Source organism: Phormidesmis sp. 146-12, from assembly GCF_052939495.1.
Genome location: NZ_JBJPHS010000021.1, coordinates 41,092 through 52,706 on the forward strand (window position 1 = coordinate 41,092; position 11,615 = coordinate 52,706).

10 protein-coding genes are annotated in these 11,615 nt (G+C 49.8%); 4 read left to right on the forward strand and 6 right to left on the reverse strand.

The annotated features are described in order from the left end of the window. Nucleotides 1-191 precede the first annotated feature (191 nt). Nucleotides 192-1,670 carry an ArnT family glycosyltransferase gene (locus ACKFKF_RS11745; RefSeq protein WP_446867877.1) on the forward strand — a complete coding sequence of 493 codons (1,479 nt, stop codon included), beginning with the start codon at nt 192-194 and terminating at the stop codon, nt 1,668-1,670. Beyond that, nucleotides 1,670-2,032, forward strand: coding sequence for a dihydroneopterin aldolase (gene folB, locus ACKFKF_RS11750; RefSeq protein ID WP_446867878.1), 363 nt, complete (start codon nt 1,670-1,672; stop codon nt 2,030-2,032). Before ACKFKF_RS11745 ends, folB begins: the two co-directional genes overlap by 1 nt. A 167-nt stretch (nt 2,033-2,199) precedes the next feature. Here the strand turns inward: folB and nfi are convergent, their stop codons facing one another. After that, entirely contained in the window at nt 2,200-2,859 is a 660-nt protein-coding gene (gene nfi / locus ACKFKF_RS11755) for a deoxyribonuclease V (RefSeq protein WP_446860427.1), read from the reverse strand. Between the two features lie 116 nt (nt 2,860-2,975). Between nfi and ACKFKF_RS11760 the strand changes: the two genes are divergently transcribed. Continuing rightward, on the forward strand, nt 2,976-5,279 hold the full coding sequence (locus ACKFKF_RS11760) for a protein kinase domain-containing protein (RefSeq protein WP_446867879.1): 2,304 nt from the start codon (nt 2,976-2,978) through the stop codon (nt 5,277-5,279). A 90-nt stretch (nt 5,280-5,369) separates the two neighbouring features. Here the strand turns inward: ACKFKF_RS11760 and ACKFKF_RS11765 are convergent, their stop codons facing one another. The 5 genes from ACKFKF_RS11765 to ACKFKF_RS11785 all read right to left on the reverse strand — a co-directional run bounded on the left by ACKFKF_RS11765 (nt 5,370) and on the right by ACKFKF_RS11785 (nt 10,071). Then, nucleotides 5,370-5,738: a hypothetical protein gene (locus ACKFKF_RS11765; protein WP_446867880.1), complete on the reverse strand. Its 369-nt coding sequence runs from the start codon at nt 5,736-5,738 to the stop codon at nt 5,370-5,372. 141 nt (nt 5,739-5,879) lie between these two features. Next, nucleotides 5,880-6,764 carry an ABC transporter permease gene (locus ACKFKF_RS11770; protein ID WP_446867881.1) on the reverse strand — a complete coding sequence of 295 codons (885 nt, stop codon included), beginning with the start codon at nt 6,762-6,764 and terminating at the stop codon, nt 5,880-5,882. 75 nt (nt 6,765-6,839) lie between these two features. After that, nucleotides 6,840-7,859, reverse strand: a complete 1,020-nt coding sequence (locus tag ACKFKF_RS11775; protein WP_446867882.1) for an ATP-binding cassette domain-containing protein — start codon at nt 7,857-7,859, stop codon at nt 6,840-6,842. Nucleotides 7,860-8,033: 174 nt separating this feature from the next. Next, nucleotides 8,034-9,014 carry a heme o synthase gene (locus ACKFKF_RS11780; protein ID WP_446860422.1) on the reverse strand — a complete coding sequence of 327 codons (981 nt, stop codon included), beginning with the start codon at nt 9,012-9,014 and terminating at the stop codon, nt 8,034-8,036. 127 nt (nt 9,015-9,141) lie between these two features. Beyond that, on the reverse strand, nt 9,142-10,071 hold the full coding sequence (locus tag ACKFKF_RS11785; RefSeq protein ID WP_446867883.1) for a COX15/CtaA family protein: 930 nt from the start codon (nt 10,069-10,071) through the stop codon (nt 9,142-9,144). 425 nt (nt 10,072-10,496) lie between these two features. Here ACKFKF_RS11785 and ACKFKF_RS11790 point away from each other — a divergent pair, with 425 nt between their 5' ends. After that, nucleotides 10,497-11,540, forward strand: coding sequence for a cytochrome c oxidase subunit II (locus ACKFKF_RS11790; RefSeq protein ID WP_446867884.1), 1,044 nt, complete (start codon nt 10,497-10,499; stop codon nt 11,538-11,540). Nucleotides 11,541-11,615 lie beyond the last annotated feature (75 nt).

Consider the following 11,615-nt stretch of genomic DNA (forward strand, 5'->3'; position numbering starts at 1 on the left):
TGTCTAAATAGTGCCGAATAGTGCCGAAACATTATGCAGTCACTGGTCAAATTAGACTATTGGAAAAACTACGATCGAGAAGTAATCGATGTAACAATTTAACAATTCTGAGAACTGCGTCAAGTATATTCAGCAGTTTGTGATCTCCTGGATACGACTTCTGTAAATCTTACGCCTTATTTGCTTGAATCATGCCGAAATTCTGGTTGTTTTTTTTGATGAGCTTTGTCCTTCTGCGGCTGATCTTCTGGGTTGGAGTGTTTCCAAACCCCGATGAGGCTTACTATTGGCTTTGGGGAAGGCATCCAGCTTTATCTTATTATGATCATCCGCCGTTAAATGCGTGGATTCAAGGCAGTTTTACAGCGCTTTTAGGACGGTCTACTTTTGTGTTGCGGTTGCCAAATTTATTCAGTAATGCTGTTCTTTTTTATACTTACTGCCGCATTGTTAATTATCTTTATCGTCAGAACATCTGGCATTACGTTTTGTTAACTTTGATGTTGATTTTGGCATCTCCTTTGTATTTTCTATTTTTATCTTTGGCGTGGCATGACCACTGGTTAATCACATTCTCGCTCGTCTCAATGTATCTGTTCGTGACGTTTCTCGATGGCTATGTCGATCGCCAACCCCAAACCTGGAGACTCTATGGAGCCGCGATCGCACTGGGATGCGCCATTTTGTGTAAATACAATGCTGTTTTTGTGGCATTCGGATTCATCGCAACGCTGATTGTTGATCGTCGAGTCCGTTCTTTGTGGCGCGATCGTCGGTTGTATGTTGCAGTCGTGATTGTATCACTTTCGAGTATTCCAATTCTGATTTGGAACGTTTCTAATCAGTTTCAGTCGCTTCAGTATTATGTCGATCGTAGCGTTCAGTCCAGTGATTTTAGTCTTAAGATTGGCCCATTCCTCGCGTTTTTGATTGCTTCGTTTTTTGTGGTGTCTCCTTTTTACTGGAAAGCGTTTTATCGAAGTTTAAAATCTCCGTCTCCTCTAATGCGTGAGAATTCGCTTTATCCGGTAGTTGCGTTCTGGGTGTTTGCTGTTTCGTCTGTTCTATTAACCGTTCTTTCTCTGATTTCTGCTGCGCTCTATTATTGGAACATCACTGCTTATTTGATGCTGTTTCCACTGTTGCCGCCGCTCTTTGCCTCTCGAACGTCCTTTCTAGCTACACAGCTTTACGGACTGTTGTTTGCAGCCTTGTTGACGATTCACTACGGATTGCTGCCGCTATCAGCTTTGGTGAGTCGAGATGCTGATCCGGATTCACGAATGCTGTATGGCTGGAATGAAGTCGCAACCGCTGTGAGAACGCAAGCTGCAACACTGGAAGGAACGCCATTACTCATCACAACCGACTATCGATCGGCTTCCGCACTCGCCTTTCAACTCAACACCACAAACGTAATTGCTCTCTCCGATCGCGTGGATCAGTTCGATTTTTGGGGTATCCCTGGTCACTCGTCAACCCAGGAAAATGCAGTAATTTTGTCGGATGATTGGTTTCCTGTGATGCCAAAGCTGATGGCTCAGTTTGAGCGTGTATCAGAGCCAGAAACAGTCTCTATCAAGCGGTTTGGTGTTTGGGTTAAGAATTACTATGTACAAAAGGGCTATCGATTTAAGGGTAGCCATTTGTCCACGGTGAGCAAAAAGTAATGGATTGCATTCAGATCAATGAGATTCGGGCATATGGCTACGCAGGGGCGCTTCCCGAAGAGCAGGTTTTGGGACAGTGGTTTGAAGTTAACTTAACGCTCTGGTTCGATTTGTCACGCTCTGGTCAGAGCGATCGTCTTCAAGACACGCTCGATTATTGTGATGTAATTGAGGGCGTTCAGCAAATTATCAGAGCGTCTCGGTTTACGCTCCTAGAACGGATGGCGACTGTAATTGCCGAATTGGTTTTGGGGTTCGATCTCGTCGATCAGGTGCGCGTCAATTTAGTCAAACTTGCGGCTCCGATTCCTGATTTTGGCGGCAAGATTGCGATCGACATCACGCGGAAAAAAGTAGCGTAGTCATCAAAAAACCCCGATGGATGAATTCATCTCAACGGGGCAAAGACGCAGTTAGGAGGTATCTTTTCATTTACGTTAATCAAAGAAATTAAAGAGTGTCTTTCTCTTAACAAGTTCTTAAGACACAAGTTCTTAAGACACAAGTTCTCAAGACGTGCAGCGCTTATTCAACCCGATGCCAACTTGTGGGCAACGCGAGTCGTCTCAGGCAAACGATACTTGGGAGTACACCCCATCACATAAGCGATCGCAGTCTCCAAACTGATCCGATGTCCCGATGAAATAAACAAAGGAAGAGTGCCCGGACGAGTCCGCAAAACTGCGCCAATGCGATCGCCTTTATCCAGAAGTGGTTGCCACGCCCCACGCTCATCGGGAACCTCTGCAAACTTGCCCACGAGTCGAGACTTTGCGACTCCGATCGTCGGTAACCCCGTCAACACCCCCAAATGACAGGCAATCCCAAACCGTCGAGGATGGGCGATTCCCTGACCGTCACACAGCAACAAATCCGGCACAATCTGAATTTTTTCTAACGCATCCAGCACCGCAGGCACTTCTCGAAACGACAGAAACCCCGGAATATAAGGAAACGCTGTCGGACGGCGAGCGATCGCCTGATCACACACCTGCAATTCTGGATAACTCAAAACCGCCACCGCCGCACGAGTCACCGCCCCCTCTTCTTCAAATCCCACATCCACCCCCGCCACAAACCGCACCGCCCCAAATCGGTCGATCGTCACCACCTCCCCCCGCAACCGTTGCTGAATCACGATCGCCTCCTCCGCCGTCAGCACCCACTCATGTCCATGCTCAATCTTCATCCCTCATCCCTCATCCCTCATCCCTCATCCCTCCCCGCGCAGCGGAACAAAGTTCTCCCTCGCCCTCATTCCCTCATATCGCCATACAATAAGCTTGTCTACCATCTCTGGTCGCAATGCTAGGACGATTGCTCAGTTCGCGCTATCGGATTGTCAGAATCCTGGGGTCTGGCGGGTTTGGTCATGCTTATGTGACAGAAGACACCCAGCGTCCAGGCAACCCTCTCTGTGTGTTAAAGCATCTGAGTTTTGCCAGCCAAGATCCGGCGATCGTCAGACAAGCCAGACGAATGTTTTTGGCGGAAGCCGAAACGCTCGAAAAGCTGGGACGACATGAGCAGATTCCCCAACTGCTGGCGTATTTTGAGGAAGATGAAGAATTTTACCTGGTTCAAGAATTCATTGAAGGGCACCCGCTCAGTGAGGAACTGACGCTAGGATTCCAGTTTTCTGAAACTCAGGTCATTGAGTTGCTAGAAGAAGTGCTGGAAATATTGGAGTTTGTTCATGCTCATGGCGTGATTCATCGTGACCTGAAGCCAGATAATTTAATTCGGCGGGCAAGCGATCGCAAGATCTTTCTCATCGATTTCGGCGCGGTCAAAAATATTGCTCAGTCCGTGGTGGACGATTCTAGAACCACCCAGATGAGTATGCCTGTCTATACGTCGGGCTATGGGGCGAGTGAGCAATGTTTAGGTAAACCGCGATTTAGTAGCGACATTTATGCCCTGGGCGTGATTGGCATTCAGGCGCTGACCGGGGCGCGACCGTCTCAACTGCCCCAAGACCCCAATACGTGTGAATTGATCTGGCGCGATCGCGTTGAAGTCCGAGATGAGTTGGCGATCGTGCTGGAGAAGATGACCAAATTTCACTTTAACCAGCGTTATGCATCGGCGACTGAGGCTTTAGAAGCGCTTCAAGCCCTCAAGCAAGCCCCTACTCACACTCAACTTCCCTTGTCTAAATTTGATGCCGTTCGCCGCTCCCCCATACGACCACAAAGCCAGTCGCAAAGCCAACGGCTGAGGTCAAATTGGAGACTACCGCTCACGATCGCCGCTGGAATTGGGGCCACCGCCGCCGTCACTCTAGCAACCTGGACAGGTGTCCGAAATTTTGCGCCCCCGACTGCCTCCCCGATCACCCGTCCCGGCTCTGATCAAATCAGCTTTGGCGAAAGAGTCTTGGCTCCTGGAATCACCGCTCCCCTTAAGCAAGAAGCAGCCGAACAACTCACCGCAGGAAAGTTGCCTCTGGCTGCCACCCTGCTTGAGAAAGCTCGTCGCATGAATCGATTTGACCCGGAAGCGCTGATTTACCTCAATAACATTCGCATTGGGGAGAAGAAATCTTATACGATCGGCGTGGCCGTCCCCCTCAGCACTCAGCCCTCGACCTCGGCGGAAGTGTTGCGCGGTGTGGCCCAGGCCCAAACCCAGGTGAACCAATCTGGCGGAATTAATGGGGTTCAGTTGAAAGTTGCGATCGCCACCGACGACAGCCAACCCGAACTTGCCAAAGAAGTCGCCGCCTCGTTTGCAGCCGATTCCAACCTTTTAGGAGTCGTTGGCCACGGGACAAGCGACACCACGTTAGCTGCCGCCAAGATTTACGAATCAGAGGAATTAGTCGCGATTTCGCCGATCAGTTCTGCTGTACAGCTATCGGGGTTCAGTCCCTACATGTTTCGGACAATGCCGAGCGATCAAGCGCCTGCCAAAAAACTCACCGAGTATATGGTGACGCAGCTTAAAAAGCGCAAAGCAGCCGTCTTCTACAATTCAGGCAGCACTTACAGCAAGTCGCTCAAAGATGCTTTTAAGGATGCGCTCTACTACAGCGGCAAAGGGCAGGTGATTGAGGAAGTCGATTTGAGCAAACCAGATTTTAACCCCGTAGACAGCGTTGAAGACGTGATCAAAAAGGGGGCTGAGGTGATGATGCTGGCACCCAATCAAGAGTTTTTTGAACGAACGCTGCTCGTCGTCGATGCCAATCAAAATCGGTTGCCTCTTTTAGCGGGAGATGCTTTTTACTTACCCAAAACGCTGCAAGTGGGCGGAAAAGCTGTCTCAGGCATGACGCTTGCCGTTCCTGCGTATCAGGCAGACATCGATCGCTCTCCCTTTCAAAAGCAAGCAAAAACGCTGTGGGGCGATCGTGTCAACTGGCGTACTGTTCTTTCCTACGATGCAACCCAGGCACTGATTGGCGCGATGCAGCAGTCTCCCACCCGCAGCGGCATTCGTCGAGTGTTGGCTGACCCCAAGTTTTCTGTAATGGGCGCACTTCACCCGGTCAGCTTTTCACCCAAAGGCGATCGCCCGACTGAACTGGCAATTGTCAAAGTAATGCCAATGCGATCGGGCAAAAAGTTCGAGTTCAAGTCTGTCTCCACCTCAACTGCAAAATGAGAGGTTAGTTTAGTAGCCCTGGGTTAGAAAGGTTGGAGATAACCCTTCTTGGGAAAGGACTGTCAGAGACCTTATTCACCAACGCTTTAGTTACGGGGTTGCGGGAGTTGTCACCGAAGGAACTGCTTGAGTCGAAGGAGCGATCGGCTGTTGGCGGAGTAACTTTTGCTGTTGGGCGCGAAACTGGGCGGCTGCATCATCCAGGTTTTGTTGTTGTTGCGCTCGAAAATCGCCTTGATTGGTGCCGCTTGTGATCCGTTGGATCAAGTCAAACACGCCAGTCGTTGCCCCAGTACTGTCACTGCGATTGTTGAAAAGATTGGAAAGCGCATCACTCGACTGTGTATCTTTGAACGGGTCAATCGTTGTCGCAGCAGGAGCAGTTTGAGCAAAGATGGGTTGAGCAATTGCCACGATCCCCAAGCTCATGAGACCGACGATCGTAAGTTTGGTTTTCATGTTGAGATTTACCGAAGGGATACTACTGCTAATTCTACTCAAAACGCAATTGTCTGGATATTTCTCTCGCAAATTCAATCAGATTGTTACCCAAAAACTCCTCACCCTTCACAAAGCAAGGAGTCGGATGTGGCAAGCAATCTAAGCCAAACTCCGACGCAGCATGGGCTGAATCAACAGAAACGCAATCATGTTGAAGCCCAGCAAAATCAGCAGAGAAGTGCCTAGCGTGACGGCTCCCCAGGGTGCCTGCATGATCACACTTCCCAAATTCCAGTCGCTGTGGAGATAGAGGTAGCGAATTGGCTCGATCGCATAGCTCAACGGATTCAGCGTCGCCACCACCTGTAACCACTTGGGCATAAACGACAGGGGCACCAGCGCAGTACTGGCAAATAGCAACGGCAAGTTCGTCACAAAAATCACGGCGATTAGCTCAATATGCCCTGGTAGCGCAAAGGCCAACCCCAAGCTCAAAGCCGTCACCGCCAATACCAACATCAGCACAATCAACGCGACAAGCGCCAGCCCCAAAGCATTGGGTAAACCTGCCCCTAAGAACGCACTCATCGCCACGATCGCCCCCGTCTGAATCAAACTCAGCGTCGTAATAAAGATAGCGGATGCCATGACGATCGAGAATCTGGAAGCCAACGGAGCCACCAACAGCCGATTCAAAAAGCCAAACTCGCGGTCAAACATCACAGGTAGCCCAGCATTTAAGGCACCTCCAAACGCGGTGAAGACAATCACTCCAGCACCGAGAAACTGTCCGTAACTGGTGCTTTCCCCAAACAATCCTTGCGGCGCATTTTGAAACAGTGCGCCAAACAAAACCAGCCACATCAACGGTTGAATAATACCAGCCGCCAGAGTAGAAGGACGACGCTGAAGTTGGATAAATAGGCGACGAGTCAAAGCGGTGGTTTCTTGAATAAAGTCACCCAGAGCGCTCTGCTGATTGGGAGCGATCGTGCCTTGATCTTTCAGAAACTCTGAGTTGGGTGGAGTAATGGTGCGACTCATAAGGCAAATAGGGTTTAAGTTTTGAATTTTGAAGCTTCAGCTTGATCAAATGGTTTGACCTAAAGCTAAAAACGCTTATCGCATGTTTTGTTTCTTTTCAGCTTTGGGGTCACGACTCCCGGCGGCGGCTAGTTCGGCATCCAGTAGGGTGCGACCTGTGGCGCTCAAGTACACGTCATCAAGACTGGGACGCGCCTGAGAAATGCCAAACGTAGGGAGTCCGGCTTGCTGAAGGCTCTGCTGAATGGTCATTAGCGCTTCGCTCTGAGGCTCGACCACCAGATTGAGAGAGTTTCCTTGAGCACTGTTGATGATCACTTGCTGAACGAGCGGCAGCGATTCCAACAAGATTTTGGCTTGCTCGGCTTCCTCGATCGGTGAAAATTCTCGAATCCGCAAGGTTACTCGATCGCCGCCCACTCGATCCTTGAGTTCGGAAGGGGTGCCGGATGCGATGACGATGCCACGATCGATAATGGCAACGCGATCGGCAAGAGCGTCCACTTCTTCCAGATAATGGCTGGTGATCAAAACTGTGGTGCCTTGATCCCGTAACTGCCGCAAAAAATTCCACACGGCGACTCGGCCCTCAATGTCCAAGCCGACGGTCGGTTCGTCTAAAACCAGCACATCCGGTTTGTGAAGCAGTCCTGCGGCCAAGTCTAGCCGTTTCTGGAGGCCACCCGAATACGTACCCGACTTTTTGTTTGCCCATTCGTCTAAGCCCAACAGAGTCAGCATTTCAGGAATGCGCTGCTGAATGGCGGCACGAGGCAGATGATAGAGCGCGGCTTGCAGTTCCAACAGTTCGCGTCCGGTCAGCATTTTGTCGAGAGCGACTTCTTGCGCCACATAGCCGAGACGTTGACGAGCTGATCGTGGATTGTCGATGACCGAAACGCCAGACACTTCGATTTTTCCAGCGTCGGGATCAGCTAACGTACAAAGGCATCGCAGCGTGGTCGTTTTTCCGGCTCCGTTGGGGCCCAATAGCCCAAAAATTTCACCCGGCTCGACCTGTAGAGAAACGTCTTTGACCGCCTCCGTCGAACCGTAGCGCTTTTGAAGCTTTTCGATAAGAACAGCAGGAGACATTTGGACTCCTCCCAAATTGATACAAATCTTAAGAATGCCTGACTTCTATTGTAGAGATTCTGGGGACACCTTAGCGAGAATGCAGGATTTCTTTTTAGTTTGAAAATTTCTAAAACAGGTGAGTAACAGCCGAAAGATCAAAATTTACCTTCTAGCCGTTACTCACAAAAGCTTCTAAGCCCAAGGCAGTGTAGACACCAGTGCTTGAAGGTTAGCTCCGATCGCTTCCACAATCTGGTGAGTCACAGGCAAACTGTCTACAGCCATCCCTGCACAAAGCAGCATCAGGTACAAAATCGAGTACTTGAACACCGATCGCGCCACCATCAAATCAGACGGTGCTTGAATCAGTTCCAACGCTTTTTTGACGAAGAAGCCACCCAGCAGAAGGGCGATCGCAGCATAGACCACACCCATCACATGTAGCGGATACACAAGCAGCAAGGTGATAGGAATTAAGGCCAACGTGTAATAGAGAATCTGACGGCTTGTGACTTCATTCCCATCGACGACGGGCAACATCGGCACACCAACTTTGGCGTAATCTTCGCGAATCATAATCGCCAACGCCCAAAAGTGAGGCGGAGTCCAAAAAAAGACGATCGCAAATAGCACCCAGGCCGCCCAGCTTAAGTCACCTGTAACAGCCGCCCAGCCAACTAAAGGAGGAATCGCCCCCGCCGCACCTCCAATCACAATATTCTGTGTACTGTGACGCTTGAGCCAGTGAGTATAAACGGCAACATACACAAAAATGCCAGACATCGCGAGACAGGCACTTAGCAAATTCGCGAATACAGTGAGTAATGTAAACGAAGCCACCGCCAGCACGATCGCAAAAATCAGCGCATCTCTAGGACTGATTCGACCTGACGGCAACGGACGATCGCGGGTACGCTCCATGATGTAGTCGATATCGCGATCGTACAGACAGTTAATTGTGTTTGCCGAGGCTGAGGCGAAAGTGCCGCTCAACAACGTCACAATCAGCAAAATAGGGTCAACCTGTCCCTCAGCCGCAATCCACATGCCACCCGCCGTAGTGATCAGCAGCAGCAAAATGATCCGAGGTTTGGTCAGTTGACAATAGCTTTGGATAACTTGAAGGAAATCTCGATTACGGCGAGAAATGCCATTGATCGTCGTGTTTTGCATTCTCTTGAATCTGGTAGAGAGTAGGGAAAGAGAGGGATGAAGGATGAAAAAGTGGCTTCAGTAGATTGGTGTTGACATCTGGCGATGCTGACATTCAATCATCCTTTCTGAAGGGCGACTGTCTGCTTTATCCTTCTTGAGTCTTGATAAGAAAGACCTGTGCGTCTCGGAAGGCGAGAACGGTGAAGGCGACTAAGGTTCCCAGTAGAGAAGCTCCGATCGCTTGATGCGCGATAGTCAGCGGTTCGACTTGAAGGTGTAGACGAAATGTGGCAACGCCCAGCGTAATCTGTAGCAGCAAAAAGAAACCTGCCAGATTAGCCAACTGACGCAGCGCAGGGTGAAGGGCAGGAGTGCGCCAGGAAAGAACAATTAATGTCAAGGTTGCGATCGTTGCTGGAACGACACCCACAATATGACTATTCATCACGGTGCAAAGCTGATTGGTTCCAAAGCATTGGTGTAGCGCCCATTGAGACGAAACCAATCCCCCCAAAATACTTTGTAGATAAACCAAAACGACCGCAGTCGCGCCAATCCATCTAAGCTTGCCGACGTTTCCAGTGCCATGATAGGACGAGAGCGCTGTCCCGATCGCCAGCAGCGTACTAAAAAACAGGAGTCCCGTTCCCAAATGGGCAGTGACAATATCAAACCGCAGCAGTTCAGTTACAGTTAACCCCCCTAAAATCCCTTGAAAGACCACTAGGAAGAGGGCAAAACTAGCTGCCCAGGGTGTCCAGGAAGGAAGGGCGCGGCGAAACCACCAAACGATCGCAGTCAGCGCAATGGCCGCAAACCCGATCGTCGTTGCAACCAACCGATGAAACCATTCTAGAAAAACTTGGAGATTCATCTGCTGACGAGGAACAAACTCTCCATAACAAAGGGGCCAATCTGGACAAGACAGACCCGCATTCATCACCCGTGTTGCGCTACCTACGGCCATTAAAAAGAGGGTGGCGATCGCAAGTCCAATGACCAGGCGCGCTACCCAAGTTTTCACATTTACCGGAGTGGCCGAGAGAGAAGATCGATGTAGTACAGAATTGGACATAAGTTGCTTTTGTATCCCTGGGGCAGTAGAGGAAATAAAACTTCATCAAAAGCGGAGCCGTCGCTCTATTTTCTACTTTAATGAGGTAATCTCAAATCACGCGAAGCTTTTGTATTTTTTCCAATTACAAAGACTTTAGAACCAGGCTGCTGTCTCCTTTGTAGCCCGATCCCAAAGAAAACCTTAAAGATAAGCAGTTTTGGCCCCTAGTCCCCAAAAGGCTGCTTTACCTTGTAGATGGACTGAACCAGTTTTGGACTTTAGCTGTTGAAGATCTCGTGTCACATCTATCCCAGGAGCCTGATATTGAATCGTTTCAAACCTTAAAATCCAAAATCTACACAGTTATTACCAGTTTCTTTTTGAGATCGCTTGTTACGATCGACAGTAACTTTCCAGTTGTTTAGGTAGAGATTTGACGAACTGTGAACATTCCTAGTCAGATTGTGACCCTGCTGGCTGGTATCGCTCTGACCCTGGTCAGCCTCTGGTACGGTCAGAATCACGACCTTCTTCCAATTGCCGCCACCGCCACCGCCTCTTTGGTGGACAACCTGTTCAACACTATGATGGTGATTGGCACAGGCATCTTTTTGTTAGTCAACGGTATCTTGATCTATTCAGTATTCAATTTTGGGCGCAAGCCTGGAGATGAAACAGACGGGCCGCCCGTTCATGGCAATATTCCTTTAGAAATTGTCTGGACAGCAATCCCAGCGGTAATTGTGTTAGGTCTTTCGATCTACAGTTTTGATGTCTATCAGGCTGAAGGTGGGCAAGACCCGATGGATCACTCCGTCGCTCACCACGGCAAAAATCATAGTCAAATGGCCAAAATGTCGGGGGCTGCGATCGCCGCTCCTCTGATAGCAGACGCGACAGATGCGGTTACCGAATCCTTACCTCCCAAACAGGATGCACCCACCCTGGGAACCGTGACTCCCAAAATCGGCGACACCAGCAAGCCACCCGAATTTGTGGTCAACGCCGCAGGAATGCAATACGCCTGGTTGTTTACCTACCCCAACACTGAGGTCGTAGCGGCTGAGTTACACGTCCCGATCGATCGTGAGGTCGTCGTCAACATCTCCGCCAATGATGTGATTCACGCCTTTTGGGTGCCAGAGTTTCGTCTCAAGCAAGATGCGGTGCCCGGACGACAAACCGAAGTTCGATTCATGGCAAACAGATTGGGCGAATACCCCCTCATCTGTGCAGAACTGTGTGGAGCTTACCACGGTGCTATGAAGACTAAAGTTGTCGTAGAATCACAGGCTGACTTTGACACCTGGCTACAATCTCAAATCGCCAGTGCCGAAGTGGGACTTGATACCGCGCTTGCTACCAAAACTGCTGACCTGACTGAACCCGAATATCTGGCTCCCTACGCAAAACAAGTGGGGATCACTTCAGAGATGCTTCAACAACTCAAGCCTGACAACTCTGTTCATGACCATTCAATGAGCTAAGGGTAGTGGGTTGTGAGCCGTTCTCCAACCGCGAATTGTTCACAACCCATGACTCACGACAACTCACGGATTTTT

Excerpts from the sequence above, each read along its gene's own strand:
- ACKFKF_RS11785 (WP_446867883.1), bottom strand. The coding sequence starts at position 10,071 with ATGTCCAATTCTGTACTACATCGATCTTCTCTCTCGGCCACTCCGGTA.
- folB (WP_446867878.1), top strand. The coding sequence starts at position 1,670 with ATGGATTGCATTCAGATCAATGAGATTCGGGCATATGGCTACGCAGGG.
- ACKFKF_RS11770 (WP_446867881.1), bottom strand. The coding sequence starts at position 6,764 with ATGAGTCGCACCATTACTCCACCCAACTCAGAGTTTCTGAAAGATCAA.
- ACKFKF_RS11775 (WP_446867882.1), bottom strand. The coding sequence starts at position 7,859 with ATGTCTCCTGCTGTTCTTATCGAAAAGCTTCAAAAGCGCTACGGTTCG.
- ACKFKF_RS11760 (WP_446867879.1), top strand. The coding sequence starts at position 2,976 with ATGCTAGGACGATTGCTCAGTTCGCGCTATCGGATTGTCAGAATCCTG.
- nfi (WP_446860427.1), bottom strand. The coding sequence starts at position 2,859 with ATGAAGATTGAGCATGGACATGAGTGGGTGCTGACGGCGGAGGAGGCG.
- ACKFKF_RS11765 (WP_446867880.1), bottom strand. The coding sequence starts at position 5,738 with ATGAAAACCAAACTTACGATCGTCGGTCTCATGAGCTTGGGGATCGTG.
- ACKFKF_RS11745 (WP_446867877.1), top strand. The coding sequence starts at position 192 with ATGCCGAAATTCTGGTTGTTTTTTTTGATGAGCTTTGTCCTTCTGCGG.
- ACKFKF_RS11780 (WP_446860422.1), bottom strand. The coding sequence starts at position 9,014 with ATGCAAAACACGACGATCAATGGCATTTCTCGCCGTAATCGAGATTTC.